Below are 16587 nucleotides of genomic sequence, written 5' to 3'. Positions count from 1 at the left end.
GTGCGCGGGGCAGCCTCGGCTGGTGCACTGGACACAGAAGACCTCTCCAAGCGGGTAAGCAAAGCATCAAGCCTACGGAGCCGCAGGGCCGATGGCCAATCAGAATCCGGTCCCGCGGGGCTCTTCAGGTGGCCGCGCGTGCGGATTCGCGGTGGGCCGGGACAGGGATGCGCCCCGCCAGATAACGCGCATCACGGCATGCCCCGGGCAGTGTCGCCGACGCCGCCGCGTACATGAATTCCTGGCCCAGGAAGAACAGTCCAGGGGTATCCAGTGCCACGCCGCGCCGCTGCCTGGGCAGCGCGCCGCCATCGAGCATTGCCGGAGCCATCCAGCCGAAGTCATCCCGGAACCCGGTGCACCAGATCACGTTTGAAACCTCCAGCCGGGTCCCGTCCGCCAGGACGGGCAGCCCGCCCTCCACTCCGGCAACCCGCGGCACGACCCTGACGCCTGCGGCGGCCAGGTCCTTGGACTTCGTCCTAATCAGGGGCGCCGCGTGTGCTTTGAACGACGGCGCGGCTTTGCGGCCGATCGGGTTGTTGAGGGTGAGGATGTGGAGCCCGACGAACCGCACCACCGGCAGGAAGTACCGGGCCGCCGTCGGGCCGTGCTTCACCGGAATCTCGCCGCCGGGCTTGCCGGCCAGGACAGCAGGATGGCTGCGGGACACTTCCAGGCCGATCTCCGCTCCCGAGTTCCCCAGCCCCACGACCAGGACGGGGCCTTCCTGCAGCTGCCCGAGGTTCCGATACTCACTGGAATGAAGCTGGACGATTGAGGGTGCCAGTTCCGCGGCGAAACCCGGTACCTTGGGCGTTTGGCTGCAGCCGGTGGCGACGACGACGTTGTGCGCCTCCCAGCGGCGGCCATTGGAAGCGGCGACGAAACGGTCATCTTCCCGCCACAGGTGTTCGATCCGGACCCCGTTAAGGATGGGCAGGTCGAACCTTGCGGCGTACCCCTCAAGGTATCCGGCAACCTCGTCCTTAGTCGGGAAGGACAACGGGTCCGCCGGGAACGGAACGCCCGGGAGTCCGTCGTACTTTGCGGGCGTAAAGACCCGGAGGGAATCCCAGCGCTGGCGCCATGCGTCACCGGTTCTTGGATGTGCGTCCAGGATGAGGAACGTCCGGTTTTGCTCTTTCAGGTAGTGGCCCAGGGCCAGGCCTGCTTGCCCGCCACCGATGATCATGGTGTCCAGCGTGCCGGTCACACCGTTGTTGTTCATGGCTGCTCTCCTTTGTTGTCCACGGGGATGGTGATGGCTGAACCTTCCGTAGGCTGGCCATCCGGCCGGCCCTGTCCGCCTTCCCGGTACCGGAGCCACCAGGCCAGCATCAGCGCGGATGCCAGGAGGTAGGCCAGGTGCAGGGCCCAGATAGGTCCGGCGGGGAGGTTGAAGACGTAGACGGAATGGACGGCGTTGGCAACGTTGGTCAGCAACAGGTTCCCGAGGCTGTAGGAAGCCAGGTCCTTCGTCCGGGCCGCCTTGACCAACATCGGCAGCATTCCGGCGGCGAACAACACCGTCGAAAGTGTGCCGGCAAGGACTGGAAGGTTCATGCTTTGAGGCTATGGCCGCGCCCCTGGTGCCCGCGTCGGCCAAATCATGCAACTTCAGGCTCGGCGCTGCTGGGTATTTCTATGTAGGCCAGGGTGGTTCTGTGTGGACGTCAGCCTGCGAGTCCGTGTTCGTAGGCGTAGCTGGTGGCGGCTGCCCGTGAAGACAGGCCCAGTTTCAGGAAGATGTTGCTGACATGCCGGGCTACGGTCTTTTCGCTCAAGAACAGCTCGCTTGCGATGGCCCGGTTGCCTTTTCCGGTTGCCACCAACTGAAGGATTTCAAGCTCGCGGCGGGTGAGCGGACCCGCGGTGTGCGGAGTGGCTCCGCTGTCCAACATGCCTTCGTGCAGCAGCGACGCCGCCCAGGTTGCCGCCGGCGCCGCGCCCAGGTCCAAGAGCGCAGCGTGGGCTGCCTCCAGGTACATCAGCGCCGAGGCCTCATCGCCGAGCACGCGGCAGGCGCGACCGGCCAACGTCTGGCAACGCGCCGCTTCGTACGGCACACCGAGCTCCTGCCACAGTCTCCACGCCTCCCGGAGCGGTTTCAGGGCAGCGGAGGGGTCGCCGTCGGCCAGCCGGACCGCGCCGTCCGCCTGGCCGGCAACGGCGCGGACCATGGCCATAGGGCATTCACGGGCCAGGGCTTCCAGCTCCTGAACACCTCGCCGCGCGGCTTCCAGGTCGGAGGCGGCCAGCTCGATCTCCACCAGTGCCGGCAACATGTTCCGGCGGGTAGCGACGTCTGCCCCGCCAGCTGCCCTCCGGATCATCGCCTGTGCCTGGTGCGCATTTCCACGGGCCAGCCAGAGCAGCGCGAGGCCAGGCTGTGGCTCATAGCCAGAGCGGGCAGCCTGCCGGTAGGAAGCTTCGGCGTCGTCCAGTTTTCCACTCAGCCGTTCCACCTCTCCCTGCTGGTAGTAGCCTCCGTAAAGCGCCTGGGGATCACCCTTTACGGAAAGTCCCTGGGCAGCCGCAGCCGCCACCAGCGCCTCGGCCCAAGCCCCGTGGAGCATGAAGAGTTCGGCGCGGTGTGACTGGCACTGACCGCTGAACGACACCATGTCAGTGCGTGCACTGCACCAGCGGTCCAGGGCAGCCGTCCATTCCAGGGCCCTCTCCAGGTCAAAGGCCAGGTGGCAGTTGCCGATAACTGCGCAGTAGATAATCCCTGAGGGGATCGGGGCGAGTTCACCTGCCGTGACGGCCACCATGACCTCGTCGAACATCTTGAGTCCCTTGTCAGGGTGACCAAGCATCAGGGTGGCCTGGCCTGTGCCGAGGAGGCCCAGCGCGGACACGTCTTTGTCGTGGAACCGCTGGCCGAATTCGGCAACGCGGGAGAAAGCCTGCAGTGCGCCCGCCGGATCACCGCCATAAAGTTTGCCCAGACCCGCCGGGAGGAGCAGGAGGCCCTGCACGGCGCTCGGCTCGGCCAGTTCATCCACGAGCCGCTGGCCGCGGGCCAACCACCCTCCGGCCCGAGCCGGCTCCCCCAGGAACATCAGTTGCATGCCCATCCAGCCCGCGCACCGTGCGGCACTCTCGACGTCGCCCATCACCAGGTACTCCTCGTGGGCACGAGTGAGGGTCTCCAGCCCTGCGGTGCTTTCCCCGGTCAGGATCTCGGCCGTAGCCAGCCGTTCGAGGTCGGCAGCCGGCAACCCGCCGCGCTTATAGGCTTCACGGAAGGTCTGGTAGGCCTCGGTCCAGCGATGTTCGTGGAAGGCTGACCTGCCCTGGTCAATGCCTGTTTCAACTGACATCTGGCCCCTTTCGGATACCAACCGCCCAACCTGTTGGCCTGCCGCACGCTGGGTGTGACGGTGGTTAAGCGCCACGGTACGCCCGCGGCATTCCCGGCACAAGCGGGCCGCCAGTGCCACGTGGCCCTGATCCTCGTGTCATCTCCGCCACGTCGAATGCGGCCGGCCCGACGGATTCCTCTTCATCCGGCTACGAACGCAGCAGTGCGCGCAGCGTCTGAACGGTGTCGGCCTCCGACGCCGTCTTGTCGTCCCGGTAGCGCTTCACGCGTGCGAACCGCAGCGCGATTCCGCCCGGATAGCGCGAGGAACGCTGCACGCCGTCGATCGCGACCTCGAGCACGGTGACGGGCTCGACCCAGACGGTGCCCGCCGTGCGCCGCACCTCGAGCCCTTGGAACCTCTCGGTCTGCCAGCGCAGCAGGGCGTCGGTGAGGCCCTTGAATGTCTTGCCCACCATCACCCAGCCGCCGGCGTCGCCGAACTCGCCGGTCGGGTCGAGAGCTCCGAGGTGCAGGTTCGACAGCAGCCCAGTGCGCCGTCCTGACCCCCACTCGCAGGCAAGCACCACCAGGTCGTAGGTGAGCACCGGCTTCACCTTGATCCAGTTGGAACCGCGCCGACCGGCCGCATATGCCGATCCGACGGCCTTGACAACCACGCCCTCATGGCCCGCGGCGAGCGCATCGCGCGACACTCTCTCAGCAACGGCCGCATCCGCCGTGATCTCCCCCGGGATCCGGTGTTCGGGGGCGATGCGCTCAAGCACACCGATGCGCGTCGCCAGCGGCTCGTCGAGCAGGTCGCGCCCGTCGACGTGCAGTACGTCGAAGAACCACGGGTGCAGCACCGTGGCGCGCGCCGCGTCCGCACCGAACCGCGCCATGGTCTCCTGGAACGGTCGCGGCCCGCCGTCCTCGTCGAGGGCGAGGGTCTCGCCGTCGAGAATCACATCGCGCACCGGCAGTCCGCGCACCACCTCCACCACCTCAGGCAGCCGGTGGGTCACCTCGGCCAGGGTGCGTGTGTAGATGCGAACATCGTCGCCGACGCGATGCACCTGGATGCGCGCCCCGTCGAGCTTGTATTCCACGGATGCCTCCCCCGTGGCCACCAGCGCCGCGCCAGCACTGGCCGCGGTTGCAGCGAGCATGGGCCGCACGGGACGGCCGACGACGAGGCCCACGTCGTCAAGCTCGGCCGCCGTGCCCGTAATCGCCAGCAGGGCCGTCTCGCCGAGATCGCCGGAGAGCATCGCCGCGCGGCGTACGGCGTCGACGGGCCGATCGGCGGCGCGGGCAACGGCATCCGTCAGCACGGCCTCGAGCGCGCCGGTACGCAATTCACCGAGCAGCACGCCGGCGATGAACGCCTGCTCGCGCTCGGTGGCTGCCGCCGTGAGCAAACGGAGGGTCGCGGCGCGCTCCGCGGCTGATCCAGCGCCTGCGGTGACGAGCAGCCGATCCAGCGCAGCGTCGAGGTCGGCTACAGTCAGACTCGGCTCGGCGGCCGGCTCCCCCATGGCCGCTGTCATGCCGCGCCAGCCGATCCCTACCCGGCCCTGTCGCGGCTTTGCGATGAGCAAGCCGACGGTCGTCGCGATGTCCCCGGGCTCGAGGCGGCGCAGTAGATCGGCAAGTGCGTCGACCTTCGCGAGTCGGGAGCGGGTCGACGCGACGGCATCCGTGGTTTTCACGAGCTCGTCGAGCAGCATGGCACCAGTCTGCCATGGCCGCGGACGCTGGACAGTGCCGGAACGCTGTTCCAGAATGGACGCGTGGGGACCATTGTCGCGAACCTGTTCGTCACCCTCGACGGCGTCTACCAGGCGCCCGGCGGCCGCGAGGAGGACACCGAGGGCGACTTCGCCTTCGGTGGCTGGCAGGCGCCGGTGTCCGATGCCGAGGCCGGCGCGGCCATCGGCGCCGAGATCGGCCTCATCGACGCCCTGCTTCTCGGCCGGAAGACCTATGACATCTTCGAGGCCTACTGGCCACACCAGTCTGACGACATCGGCCGCACGCTCAACCGGGTGCCCAAGTTCGTCGTCTCCAGCACCCTGACCGCGCCGAGCTGGGCGGGCACCACGGTGCTGCCGGATGCCGCGGCCGCGGGTCGGCTCCGCGAGGAGTACGACCAGGTGCACATGTTCGGCAGCGGCGTCCTCATCCGTGCACTGCTCGCGGCAGGCGTGATCGACCGCCTCCACCTCTGGCTCTATCCGATCACCCTCGGGCAGGGCAAGCGCCTCTTCGACGCCGGGACTATCCCCGCCTGCTTCAGCCTCGCCGAGCCGGCGCGCACCTTCCCGAAGGGGGCTGTGTCGCTCGTCTACGAGCGTGCGGGCGACGTTGCAACGCAGGACATGCCGGGCGCGTAGGGCGGGAAAACCGGGCCGCAGGCCATTTTTGGCACAAAGAACCGGCCCAGCCGAAGCTGGACCGGTTCTTTGTGCCGAGACTTGATGCAGAGGCTCTGGGCCCACGCCGTCAGGGTTCCCTGACCGAGCGAAGCGAGGTAAGGGAGACGGTGGGGACTAGTGGCTGTGGCCTGCGTGCTCTTCTTCGTTTGCGGGCTTCTCCACGACGAGGGTCTCGGTGGTGAGAACCAGCGCAGCGATGGATGCCGCGTTGCGCAGGGCTGCACGGGTGACCTTGACCGGGTCGATGACACCGGCTGCGATCAGGTCCTCGTACTGGCCCGTCTTGGCGTTGAAGCCGTTGTTGGTTTCGAGCTCGGCAACCTTGGCGGTGACAACGTAGCCGTCGAAACCGGCGTTCTGGGCGATCCAGCGAAGCGGCTGGACCAGCGCGCGGCGGACGATGCCCACAGCAGCGGCGGCGTCGCCTTCGAGGGCCTTGACTGCAGGATCCTCGTCGAGGGCCTTCAGTGCGTGGATCAGGGCGGAACCGCCACCGGCCACGATGCCCTCTTCGAGGGCGGCGCGGGTGGAGGACACTGCATCTTCGATGCGGTGCTTCTTTTCCTTCAGCTCAACTTCGGTGGCTGCGCCGACCTTGATGACACCGATGCCGCCGGCCAGCTTGGCCAGGCGCTCCTGGAGCTTTTCGCGGTCCCAGTCGGAGTCGGTGCGGGTCAGCTCGGCGCGCAGCTGGGAAACCCGGGCTGCGACGTCTTCTGCGGAACCGGCGCCGTCAACGATGGTGGTGTTGTCCTTGGTGACCGTGATGCGCCGGGCGGTACCCAGCACCTCAAGGCCAACCGAATCCAGGCTGAGGCCCAGTTCCGCGGAGACGACCTGTGCACCCGTGAGGGTGGCGATGTCCTGCAGCATGGCCTTGCGGCGGTCGCCGAAGCCCGGAGCCTTGACGGCAACCACGTTCAGGGTGCCGCGGATGCGGTTGACGATCAGCGTGGACAGGGCCTCGCCCTCAACGTCTTCGGCAATGATGAAGAGCGGCTTGGAGCTCTGCAGCGCCTTCTCCAGCAGCGGCAGGAAATCCTGCACGGAGGAGATCTTGCCCTGGTTGATCAGGATGAGTGCGTCCTCGAGGACGGCTTCCTGACGCTCGGTGTCGGTCACGAAGTACGGGGACAGATAGCCCTTGTCGAACTGCATGCCCTCGGTGAGGACCAGCTCGGTCTGCGTGGTGGAGGACTCCTCGATGGTGATCACACCATCCTTGCCGACCTTGCCGAACGCCTCGGCGAGGAGCTCGCCAATTTCGTCGCTCTGGGCCGAGATGGCAGCCACGCTGGCAACCTGGGTGCCTTCGACCGGGCGTGCGTTCTCGAGCAGGCGGGCAGCAATGGCTTCGACGGAAACCTCGATGCCGCGCTTGATCTGGCCCGGAGCGGCGCCAGCCGCAACGTTGCGCAGGCCTTCCTTGACCAAGGCCTGGGCCAGCACGGTGGCCGTGGTGGTGCCGTCACCGGCAACGTCATTGGTCTTGGTGGCTACTTCCTTGGCCAGCTGCGCGCCAAGGTTCTCGTAGGGGTCATCAAGCTCAATTTCGCGGGCGATAGTGACGCCATCGTTAGTGATCGTGGGTGCCCCCCACTTTTTGTCGAGGACAACGTTGCGGCCGCGGGGGCCGAGCGTCACCTTGACAGTGTTGGCGAGCTTATCGATGCCGGCTTCAAGCGACCGGCGGGCAGCGTCGTTAAACGCAAGCTGCTTTGCCATGGTTTTGTCCTTTCAAGACAGAACCCCGCACAGCTGACCAGCGGAATGCATGATCAGCGGCACGGGGATCCAAAGAGTTACTTTACGACGATCGCCAGAACGTCGCGGGCGGACAGCACGAGGTACTCGTTGCCACCGGTCTTGACTTCGGTTCCACCGTACTTGGAGTAGATAACGACGTCGCCAACGGCTACGTCAACCGGAACGCGGTTACCGTCTTCGAAGCGGCCGGGGCCTACTGCAACAACTTCACCCTCCTGCGGCTTCTCCTGTGCGGAGTCCGGGATAACCAGGCCGGAAGCCGTGGTCTGCTCGGCTTCGAGCGGGCGGACAACAATACGATCCTCAAGAGGCTTAATAGAGACCGACACTCGGACCTCTCCTTCTACGTCAGCAAATTCATGGACAGTTGAGCTGCTTCGCCGAGGCTGGCAAACCGTCGTCGCGGTGCCGGCAGCAGCCTGGCTGGCAGCTCTTCATGTGTTAGCACCCTCCTAGGGAGAGTGCTAATGATGACTCTATGTATTGGTTAGCACTCGGTCAAGGCGAGTGCCAGAATTATGTCTCCGGCGAACAGCCCGTTACCGGCCGGTGAGGTCCTCAAAATCGACGTCCTCGTCGCCTTCGTCCCCATTGGCGGTGCCCCGCCGCAGGTACAGCACCACGGCGCCGCCTACGGCAGCCAGCAGCGAGACCACCAGTAGGATGATGCCGCCTACGCGTGCCCCGGCGTAGAGGCCGCGGATCTCCCGTGCCTCGTCCGTGGCGTCCTGGATGTCGTTGCCGCCCACGGAGTAGACAGTGGCGTTGAACGTGTCAAGGAAGAAGATAATCACCAGCAGCGCGACGCAGACCACGGCCACTGCGGATCCTGCAATCAGCGCGGGGCGGGCGAACTTCACCAGGTCCGGATTGCTGGCTTGGGGTGGTCCGGACGGCTGGGTGCCTGCACTGTCTTCCATGCCTTCAACCCTAGCGGGAACTGGCCGCGCGGCCACCTCCACTAGGCTTGAACCCATGGCTCAAGCACCGCAGGACCAGATCGCCCCATTGCTCACGAGCGAAGGCTGGGAGCTGCTGGCGTCCCTGGGCCCGTACCGCGAGGACGAGGCCTTTGAGCTCAACGCGGCCCTCCGAAAGGCCGGGCACTCCCCCGCACTGGTCTCCGCCGTCCTCACCCAGTCCCGGCTGCGCACCAAGGCCGAGCTGAAGTTCGGGGAGTTCGCCCGGAGCATGCTCTTCACGCAGGCCGGGCTGGAACAGGCCACGCGTCTCACTGTTGCCGCTCGGCATGCCGAGCGCTTTGCGCAGGCCGGCGTCCGCCACGTAGCCGACCTCGGGTGCGGCCTCGCCGCGGACTCCCTGGCCCTGGCATCGATGGACATCACGGTCACGGCCGTGGAAATGGACGAAACCACGGCCGCCTGCGCCACGGTCAACCTGATTCCCTTCCCCAACGCCACCGTGGTGCATTCGGACGCCACCACCGTCCCTTTGGAAGGGGTCGACGGCGTCTGGCTGGATCCCGCACGACGGGTCACCTCCACCTCCGGTACCAAGAGGATCTGGGATCCTGAGGCGTTTTCGCCGCCGCTGTCCTTCGTGGAAATGCTCGCTGCCACCGGGCGCGCCGTCGGAGTCAAAATGGGACCCGGCATGCCCCACGAGTCAGTTCCCGCCGGCTGCGAGGCACAGTGGGTATCGGTGGGCGGCGACGTCACCGAGGTGGCCCTATGGTTCAACTCCGTGCGCCGGCCCGGAATCCGCCGGGCGGCGCTGCTGCTTGGCCCGCAGGGTGCCGCCGAGCTGACCAGCGCTGAAGACTTCGACGGCGGTCCCGCCGCGCCGGTGGGACCGGCGGCGGGCTACCTGTATGAGCCCGATGGTGCGGTGATCCGCGCCGGCCTGGTGGCCGACGTCGCGCTTCAACTGGGCGGGCACCTGCTGGACGAGCACATCGCCTACATCTGCGCCCCGGAACTGGTGGACACGCCGTTCGCCCGGGCCTACAAGGTCCTGGAAGTGATGCCGTACAACGTCAAGGCGCTCAAGGCCTGGGTGAAGGAGAACGGCATCACGGTGCTGGACATCAAAAAACGCGGCACCTCGGTAACCCCGGAGGAACTGCGCAAGCAGCTGTTCGCCGGTAGCAAGACCTCCGGGAAGAAGGCCGGCCAAAAAACAGCCACCCTGGTCCTGACCCGCATCGGGGAGGACCGGGTGGCCATCTCGGTGGAACCGGTCTGAGGCAGCGAACGCTTCTCAGACCAGGCCCTACTGGGCGCGCATAAACTCCTCGGCGGCCCGGACCTGCTCGTGGGTAGGCCGGACGCCGGTGTAGAGCACAAACTGCTCGAGCGCCTGGATGGTGGCCACCTCGGCGCCCGTGATGACCTGTTTCCCGGCGGCGCGGGCCGCCTTAATCAGCGGTGTCTCAGCCGGCAGCGCCACAACGTCGAACACCACTTTGGCTGCGGCGATCGCATCTTCCGGGAAGGACAGGGAGTCCACTTCCGGACCACCTTGCATACCTCCCGCCATACCCCCCGCCATACCGATAGGTGTGACGTTGATGATCAGGTCCGCGGTGCCGCCGTCGAGTGTTGCCTTCCACTGGAACCCGTACTGCTCGGCCAGCGCCCGTCCGGTGTCTTCGTTCCGGGCGATGACGGTGACGTCCGTGAAGCCGGCGTCGCGCAGGGCCGCGACGGTGGCCTTGGCCATGCCGCCGGCGCCCTGGACCAGCACCGAGTAGTCCGTGGGCACGGCGTTGCTGGCGAGGAGTTGCTCGATGGCGGTGTAGTCGGTGTTGTAGGCCTTGAGGTGCCCGTCGGTGTTCACGATCGTGTTGATCGAATCGATGGCTTTGGCGGAGGGATCCAGCTCATCCACGAGGGCCATCACGTCCTCCTTGTACGGCATGGACACCGCACAGCCCCGGATGCCCAGGCCCCTGACGCCGGCGATTGCCTGGGCCAGGTCAGTGGGGGCAAAGGCCTTGTAGATCCAGTTCAGGTCCAGCTGGTCGTAGAGGTGGTTGTGGAACCTGGTCCCGTTGTTGCTGGGCCGGGCCGACAGCGAAATACACAAGGTCATGTCTTTATTCAGAATGGGCACCTGTCCATTAAACCGCCGTCGTCCGTTCGGCGATGTGTTGCGGGGCACGTTACGGGCAGCCCGTCCCGGCTGGATGACTTCCGACGGCGGCGGGCAGCTTCCCCGGGGCAGTCGCCTTGCCTGCCAGGACGCCAACCAGGGCGTCAAAGGCACCCGGGGTTCGGCCGTACAGCGCAATTTTCACCGACGCGCTGGAATCCTGCAGCGGCCACGGCGCATCCAGTGCCACGGCGATGTCGCCCCCGACCGGCCGCCCGGCGTAGCCGATGAGGCTGACCAGGGGGCCCGTCCCTGTGCCGAGCCCGGCCTTCGCTGCGGCCGCCTCAAAGCGTGCCCTGTCCTGCGCTGAACCCCCGGCGATCCGGATGCTTCCCTGGACGATTGGCGCGCCGCAGTGTCCGGACAGCACTGTGACTGCGGCCGCGGAGACCCGCGCCGAGATGTCCCCGCCGCTGCCGGGGGTGCTGGCCTGCGCATCCGCGGAAGGGATGGCTGCGGGTGAGTTGGTGCGGCCGCGCCAGGTCATCATGGTGGCGACGCGCTGGGCCGCTTCGTCCAGGCGTGCCGCGGGCAGGGTTCCGGCGGCCACAGCACTCACGATGGCCGCATGGGCCTGCCCCACGTCCGTGGGCATCAGGAGCAGGTCCGCGCCCGCGGCGAGCGCCGCCGTTGCTGCGGAGCCGCCCGGGTATTGCTTCTGGACTGCGCCCATGTTGAGGGCATCAGTCACCGCCACACCGTTGAAGCCCATGCCGCGCAGCGCAGCATAGGTAGGGCCGGACAACGACGCCGGGACGTCAGGTTCCAGGGCCGGTACGGCGATGTGCCCGGTCATGACCATGGGCACACCGGCTGCGATTGCGGCCCGGAACGGCTTCCAGTCGCGGGCTTCGAGCTCCGCGATGCCCGCAGGCTGCACTGGAAGGTCCTGGTGCGAGTCCACGGTGACGGAACCATGGCCAGGGAAATGCTTGACGGCGGGCAGCACGCCTGCCTCCTGCATCCCCTGCGAAAACGCCACTGCCAGCACCCCCGCCTGGTCCGGGTTTCCGGACATCGACCGAGCTCCGATGGTTGGGTCCGCAGGGCCGATGGTTACGTCCGCATCGGGCGCGAAGTCAACGGTGAAGCCCAGCGAAGCGATCTCGGCGGCCAAAGCCCGGCCGGCATCCTTGGTGAGCGGCACATTGCCGGCTGCCCCGTAGCTCAGGGGTGTTGGCCATTCGGTCAGCGGCGCTCCCAGCCGGGCCACGATCCCGCCCTCCTGGTCCACGCCGATGAGCCCGGGCCAGGGCCTGCCGTCAGCCTGGGCGGCCCGGGTCAGCCGGGCATTGACCGCCGTCATGGCTGCCAGGTCCGCCTGTCCGCGCGCGTCCAGCGGGATGTTGTCGCCCATGATGATGGACCCGGCCAGGTGGAGGCGTTCAATGGTGGCGGCCTGGGCTTCGGCGTCGGTACCGGCGTACACGGGCATCAGCACCTGCCCGGCTTTCTCCTCCACCGACATCGCCGCCACTGCGGCCGCGGCAGCATCCTGGTCCCGCTGTTCGGGGCCCCAGCCCAGCGGCCGCAGCCCGGGGTCAGGTGAGGGAGAAGCGGACGGAGGCGCCGTCGTCGGACGCTCTGATTCCGGAGTTGAGGCCGGCGCGGGGCTGGAGGTCGCCGGGGCGGTGGTGGGAACTGCCGTGCAGGCAGTCATCGTTGCCACAGCGGCAGCCGCGAATATGAGGGTGGTTTTGTGAATACTGTCACGGGTCCACGGGAACAAGGCCATCAAGACGATGCTACCCCCTGCACTAGACTTGAACGCGGCGTGTGCCCAGGGATATCCGAACAGTTAGGGGAACGCATGAAGATTGATTTCGCTTCATCGAAGCAATCAACTCTTGGTGTGGAATGGGAGCTGGCCCTCGTGGACGGCCGGACCGGCGAACTGGCATCGGTGGCCAACGAGGTGCTCCACGGTGTGGTTGCCAAACACCCCGAACTCAACGAAGACGACGAACACCCCCACATCAAGCAGGAACTCCTGCTGAACACGGTGGAACTGGTCACCGGGATCTGCCGGACCGTCGGCGAAGCCAAGGCAGACCTCAGCCGGTCCCTGGCCGCCGTCCGCGAAATCACCGACCCCATGGGCGTTGAGGTCTTCTGCGCCGGCAGCCACCCGTTCAGCCCGCCGCAACTGCAGCCTGTGACGGACAATGCCCGGTATGCCAAGCTGATCGACCGGACCCAATGGTGGGGCCGGCAGATGGTCATCTACGGTGTGCATGTCCACGTGGGCCTGGACCGGCGCGAAAAGGCACTCCCCGTGCTGGACGGCCTGGTCAACTACTTCCCGCACTTCCAGGCGCTCTCGGCGTCGAGCCCGTTCTGGGGCGGCGAGGACACCGGCTACGCGTCGCACCGTGCCCTCATGTTCCAGCAGCTGCCGACGGCAGGCCTGCCCTTCCAGTTCACGTCCTGGGACGAATACGAGTCCTACGTCCAGGACATGTTCACCACCGGCGTGATCGACACGCTCTCCGAGATCCGCTGGGACATCCGTCCGGTTCCCAACCTCGGTACCATCGAGATGCGCATCTGCGACGGTCTGGCTACTTTGGAGGAAGTGGGCGCGATTGCAGCCCTCACCCAGTGCCTGGTGGACGAGTTCTCCACCACGCTGGACAACGGCGGCACCATCCCCACCATGCCGCCGTGGCACATCCAGGAGAACAAGTGGCGTGCCGCCCGCTACGGCATGGAGGCCATCATTATCCTCGACGCCGCCGGCAACGAACAGCTGGTCACCGACCACCTGCTGGAGACGTTGAACCGGCTTGAGCCGGTGGCCGCGAAGCTCGGCTGCCCCGACGAACTGGCGGACGTCGAAAAGATCATCCGCCGCGGCGCCGGGTACCAGCGGCAGCGCCGCGTCGCTGCCGAGCACGGCGGCGACCTGCAGGCCGTGGTGCTGGACCTGGTCAAGCAGATGCGAAACGGCCCGACGGGCTAGTCCTCCGGCCGGTCAGGCGGGGAGTGACACCGCGGTGACCGGCATCGAGGAGTCCGGGGCGAAGCGGATGCCGCTGGGCCCGACCCCCGCCATCACCAGCTGGGAGCCGAGGGCCGCCACCATGGCGCCGTTGTCCGTGCACAGGTCCAGCGGCGGCACGTGGAGTTTGATTCCGGCGGACGCACAGCGCTGGGCGGTGAGTTCCCGCAGCCTGGAGTTGGCTGCCACTCCCCCGCCCAAGAGCACGTCTTTGATGCCGTGCTCGCGGCAGGCCAGGACGGCCTTGGACGTGATCACATCCACCACCGCTTCCTGGAAGGCGGCGGCGATGTCGGCCACCGGCACGTCCTCGCCACGGGCCTCAAACTGCTCGACGCACCGCGCCACTGCTGTCTTCAGCCCGCTGAAGGACCAGTCGTAGCGGTGCTTTCCCGGCTCCTCGGCGGTGCCCATGTACTTGGGCTGGCTCAGGCCGCGGGGGAACCGGATGGCCTTGGGGTTGCCGGTGCGGGCCAGCTTGTCAATGGCGGGGCCGCCCGGGTAGCCAAGGCCCAGGATGCGGGCCACCTTGTCGTAGGCTTCGCCGGCGGCGTCGTCGATGGTGGAGCCGAGGAGCTGGACGTCGCTGGTGATGCTGTTGATCTTCAGGATTTCGGTGTGCCCGCCGGAGACCAGCAACGCGCCGAGGTTCTCCGGGAGACGCCCGCCGTGGCCGAGCCCTACGGCTAGACCGGCCGCGAGACTGGCGGAACGGCCGGCCCCTCGGCCGGCGGCAGCACCGCCGTCGTGCTTCCCGTCCAGCAGTCCGACGCCGACATGCGCCACGAGGTGGTTGATGGCATACAGCGGCTTTCCGGTGGCCACGGCCAGTGCCTTTGCGGCGCAGACCCCCACCATCAGGGCACCCGCGAGCCCCGGGCCGGAGGTGACGGCGATGGCATCCACGTCCTCCAGCGTTACGTCGGCGTCGGCGAGGGCCTGGCGCAGGGTGGGCACAAAGGCGTCAAGGTGTGCGCGGGAGGCGATTTCGGGGATCACGCCGCCGAAGCGGACGTGCTCATCCATCGAAGAGGACACCGTGTTGGTAAGCAGCGTGGTGCCGCGGACGATGCCGACGCCGGTTTCGTCGCAAGAGGATTCGATGCCCAGCACCAAAGGCTGTGAGCGGTTCATGCCTGGCCTGCTTCTGTTGTGGGATCAAGTGCTGGTGCGGAGTCGGCTGGTGCGGGGTCCGGCACTGAGCCATCGGGGACCAACTGCCCCCGCATGATCAGGGCGTCAACCCCGTCGCGGTAATACCCCCGGCGGATGTGGATCTGTTCGAAGCCGAACCGCACATACAGCTGCTGGGCCCGGGGATTGTCCGCACGGACCTCCAGGAGGACGTCCGCAGCTCCGCAGTGCCGGGCCTCCTCGATCAGCCGGGTCAGGAGCGTTGAGCCGATGCCCCGGCCTTCGAATTCAGGCACGACGGCGATGGTCTGGACATCCGCGATGGGCTCGATGCACATCAGGCCGGCGTAGCCCACAATGTCCCCGCCGCTTTCCGCCACCACGTAGCGGCGCGTTTCGCGCTGGGACAGTTCGGACAGGAACATGTGCAGCGGCCACGCGTCAGCCGGGAACAGCCGCTGCTCGAGGGCGTTCACGGCGGGCACGTCCTCCAAGGTCATGTCCCGGAAGACCACTCCGTCAGCGCTGGTCGGCAAGCTCACAGGGCCCGCTTCCGTGGCCCGGGCACTTGGGCGTCGGATTCCCGGAGGTACAGGGGCGTGGAGTCGAGCAGGTGCCCGCCGGCTGCCAGCCGGGCCAGGGCGAACTGTCCGAGGTAGAGGGCGTCCGGCTGTTCGTTGCTGAAGTCAGGGTCTGCGCGCAGCACATTACTGTAGAGTCCGGCGCCGGCCCCGTAGGCCGGGAGGTCCGGGAGCTCGGCGGCGAAGCTGACATGCGGGCCGTCCTCGAGCTGCGGCAACTGGCCTTCGGCGAGGCTGTACCGCGCCCAGTAGACCTCTTTACGCCGGGCGTCCGTGACCACCAGGAACTCGGCCGCGGCGTCGGTGGACTCTGCCACTTCCAGCGCCACGGCATCCAGGCTCATCAGCCCGTACAGCGGTTTGTCCCAGACGAAGGCGAGTGTCCGGGCGGTTGCGATCCCTGAGCGCAGGCCGGTGAACGGGCCGGGGCCCACGCCTGTCACGATGGCGTCGATGTCCCGTCCGGTGACGCCCGCGGAGGCAAGCAGGTCCTCGATGCCGGGGGCCAGCACTTCGGCGTGGCTGCGGGTGTCCTCGGTGGAGAAGCTGGCCACCACGCCTTCGAGGGCGTCGTCCGAGACCAGGGCCGCACTGGCCACGGCGGAGGTGTCGATGGCGAGAATGAGCATCAGGGTGTCCCTTCGACGGCGCCGCCCAGGGCAGGCTTGGTGCTCCAGCGGGGACCAAAGCCGCGCAGCACGATGGTGCGGGGTTCGTCGAGGTCCTCGGTGTCAAAGTCCAGGATTTCGGCGTGGGCGGGGTTGGCTTCCCGTTCCGCCGCATCCGGCGTCGCTTCCAGACCAATAGCCTCCAGCCCGATCGCGCGGTGCAGGTCCACTTCCAGCCGGCTCTCGCTCAGGTGCTCCACCCGGCCGCGTCCCCACTCCACCACGGTCACGGACGAGTCCAGCGTGTTTTCCAGGTCAATGTCGTCGATTTCCGACGCCGATCCCAGCCGGTATGCGTCAACGTGCACCAGATCCGGGCCACCGGGTCGCGGGCCGTCGGGCAGGTTGGGATGGATGCGGACCAGGACGAAGGTGGGCGAAATAATGCCCGCGCGCACGCCCAGGCCCTCGCCGAGCCCCTGCGTGAAGGTGGTTTTCCCGGCACCCAGCTCGCCGGTCAGCACCAACAGGTCCCCGGCCCGCAGCTCCGCCCCCAAAGCGGCGGCGAGCGTGTGAGTCTCATCCGCCGTCGTGACTCTCAGCGTCTCTTCCCAGTTGGGCATCTCTGCCG

General features: G+C 67.3%; 16 protein-coding genes. 3 read left to right on the top strand and 13 right to left on the bottom strand.

What is annotated here, in order from left to right:
• Positions 1 to 124: 124 nt before the first annotated feature.
• The 4 genes from ACZYZ4_RS01620 to ACZYZ4_RS01605 all read right to left on the bottom strand — a co-directional run bounded on the left by ACZYZ4_RS01620 (position 125) and on the right by ACZYZ4_RS01605 (position 5043).
• On the bottom strand, positions 125 to 1231 hold the full coding sequence (locus ACZYZ4_RS01620; RefSeq protein WP_463857564.1) for a flavin-containing monooxygenase: 1107 nt from the start codon (positions 1229 to 1231) through the stop codon (positions 125 to 127).
• A complete protein-coding gene (locus tag ACZYZ4_RS01615) occupies positions 1228 to 1566 on the bottom strand; it encodes a hypothetical protein (RefSeq protein ID WP_463857562.1) in 339 nt (112 codons plus the stop codon). Before ACZYZ4_RS01615 ends, ACZYZ4_RS01620 begins: the two co-directional genes overlap by 4 nt.
• A 110-nt stretch (positions 1567 to 1676) precedes the next feature.
• Entirely contained in the window at positions 1677 to 3329 is a 1653-nt protein-coding gene (locus tag ACZYZ4_RS01610) for a LuxR C-terminal-related transcriptional regulator (RefSeq protein WP_463857560.1), read from the bottom strand.
• 190 nt (positions 3330 to 3519) lie between these two features.
• Positions 3520 to 5043, bottom strand: a complete 1524-nt coding sequence (locus tag ACZYZ4_RS01605) for an ATP-dependent DNA ligase (RefSeq protein WP_463857558.1) — start codon at positions 5041 to 5043, stop codon at positions 3520 to 3522.
• A 63-nt stretch (positions 5044 to 5106) separates the two neighbouring features.
• Between ACZYZ4_RS01605 and ACZYZ4_RS01600 the strand changes: the two genes are divergently transcribed.
• Positions 5107 to 5709 (top strand): dihydrofolate reductase family protein, encoded by a 603-nt coding sequence (locus ACZYZ4_RS01600; RefSeq protein WP_463857556.1) that lies wholly within the window; start codon positions 5107 to 5109, stop codon positions 5707 to 5709.
• Between the two features lie 156 nt (positions 5710 to 5865).
• Here ACZYZ4_RS01600 and groL read toward each other — a convergent pair whose 3' ends face one another.
• The 3 genes from groL to ACZYZ4_RS01585 form a co-directional block, all read right to left on the bottom strand.
• Positions 5866 to 7476 (bottom strand): chaperonin GroEL, encoded by a 1611-nt coding sequence (gene groL, locus ACZYZ4_RS01595; RefSeq protein WP_463857555.1) that lies wholly within the window; start codon positions 7474 to 7476, stop codon positions 5866 to 5868.
• Positions 7477 to 7553: 77 nt separating this feature from the next.
• On the bottom strand, positions 7554 to 7847 hold the full coding sequence (groES, locus tag ACZYZ4_RS01590; RefSeq protein ID WP_056344177.1) for a co-chaperone GroES: 294 nt from the start codon (positions 7845 to 7847) through the stop codon (positions 7554 to 7556).
• Between the two features lie 210 nt (positions 7848 to 8057).
• Positions 8058 to 8438, bottom strand: coding sequence for a hypothetical protein (locus tag ACZYZ4_RS01585; RefSeq protein WP_463857552.1), 381 nt, complete (start codon positions 8436 to 8438; stop codon positions 8058 to 8060).
• 55 nt (positions 8439 to 8493) lie between these two features.
• Between ACZYZ4_RS01585 and ACZYZ4_RS01580 the strand changes: the two genes are divergently transcribed.
• Positions 8494 to 9723, top strand: a complete 1230-nt coding sequence (locus ACZYZ4_RS01580; protein WP_463857550.1) for a class I SAM-dependent methyltransferase — start codon at positions 8494 to 8496, stop codon at positions 9721 to 9723.
• A 27-nt stretch (positions 9724 to 9750) separates the two neighbouring features.
• Here the strand turns inward: ACZYZ4_RS01580 and ACZYZ4_RS01575 are convergent, their stop codons facing one another.
• Both ACZYZ4_RS01575 and ACZYZ4_RS01570 read right to left on the bottom strand, forming a co-directional pair.
• Complete coding sequence (locus tag ACZYZ4_RS01575) at positions 9751 to 10593, bottom strand: shikimate 5-dehydrogenase (RefSeq protein ID WP_463857548.1); 843 nt, start codon at positions 10591 to 10593, stop codon at positions 9751 to 9753.
• A 49-nt stretch (positions 10594 to 10642) separates the two neighbouring features.
• The gene (locus ACZYZ4_RS01570) at positions 10643 to 12100 is read right to left on the bottom strand and encodes a glycoside hydrolase family 3 protein (protein WP_463857895.1); all 1458 of its coding nucleotides are present in this window, start codon (positions 12098 to 12100) and stop codon (positions 10643 to 10645) included.
• A gap of 342 nt (positions 12101 to 12442) precedes the next feature.
• Between ACZYZ4_RS01570 and ACZYZ4_RS01565 the strand changes: the two genes are divergently transcribed.
• Positions 12443 to 13594: a glutamate--cysteine ligase gene (locus tag ACZYZ4_RS01565; protein WP_463857546.1), complete on the top strand. Its 1152-nt coding sequence runs from the start codon at positions 12443 to 12445 to the stop codon at positions 13592 to 13594.
• A gap of 12 nt (positions 13595 to 13606) precedes the next feature.
• Here the strand turns inward: ACZYZ4_RS01565 and ACZYZ4_RS01560 are convergent, their stop codons facing one another.
• The 4 genes from ACZYZ4_RS01560 to tsaE are packed head-to-tail and all read right to left on the bottom strand — an operon-like array spanning position 13607 to position 16579.
• Positions 13607 to 14767, bottom strand: coding sequence for a tRNA (adenosine(37)-N6)-threonylcarbamoyltransferase complex transferase subunit TsaD (locus ACZYZ4_RS01560; protein WP_463857544.1), 1161 nt, complete (start codon positions 14765 to 14767; stop codon positions 13607 to 13609).
• Positions 14764 to 15267 (bottom strand): ribosomal protein S18-alanine N-acetyltransferase, encoded by a 504-nt coding sequence (gene rimI / locus ACZYZ4_RS01555; RefSeq protein ID WP_463857893.1) that lies wholly within the window; start codon positions 15265 to 15267, stop codon positions 14764 to 14766. Before rimI ends, ACZYZ4_RS01560 begins: the two co-directional genes overlap by 4 nt.
• A 38-nt stretch (positions 15268 to 15305) precedes the next feature.
• Positions 15306 to 15977: a tRNA (adenosine(37)-N6)-threonylcarbamoyltransferase complex dimerization subunit type 1 TsaB gene (gene tsaB / locus ACZYZ4_RS01550; protein WP_463857542.1), complete on the bottom strand. Its 672-nt coding sequence runs from the start codon at positions 15975 to 15977 to the stop codon at positions 15306 to 15308.
• The gene (gene tsaE / locus ACZYZ4_RS01545) at positions 15977 to 16579 is read right to left on the bottom strand and encodes a tRNA (adenosine(37)-N6)-threonylcarbamoyltransferase complex ATPase subunit type 1 TsaE (protein ID WP_463857891.1); all 603 of its coding nucleotides are present in this window, start codon (positions 16577 to 16579) and stop codon (positions 15977 to 15979) included. The genes tsaB and tsaE overlap by 1 nt, the downstream gene beginning before the upstream one ends.
• Positions 16580 to 16587 lie beyond the last annotated feature (8 nt).

It is taken from the genome of Pseudarthrobacter adonitolis (assembly GCF_055412845.1).
The sequence above is the reverse complement of the archived record's forward strand: the minus strand, read 5'-3'. Positions and strand labels throughout refer to the sequence as shown.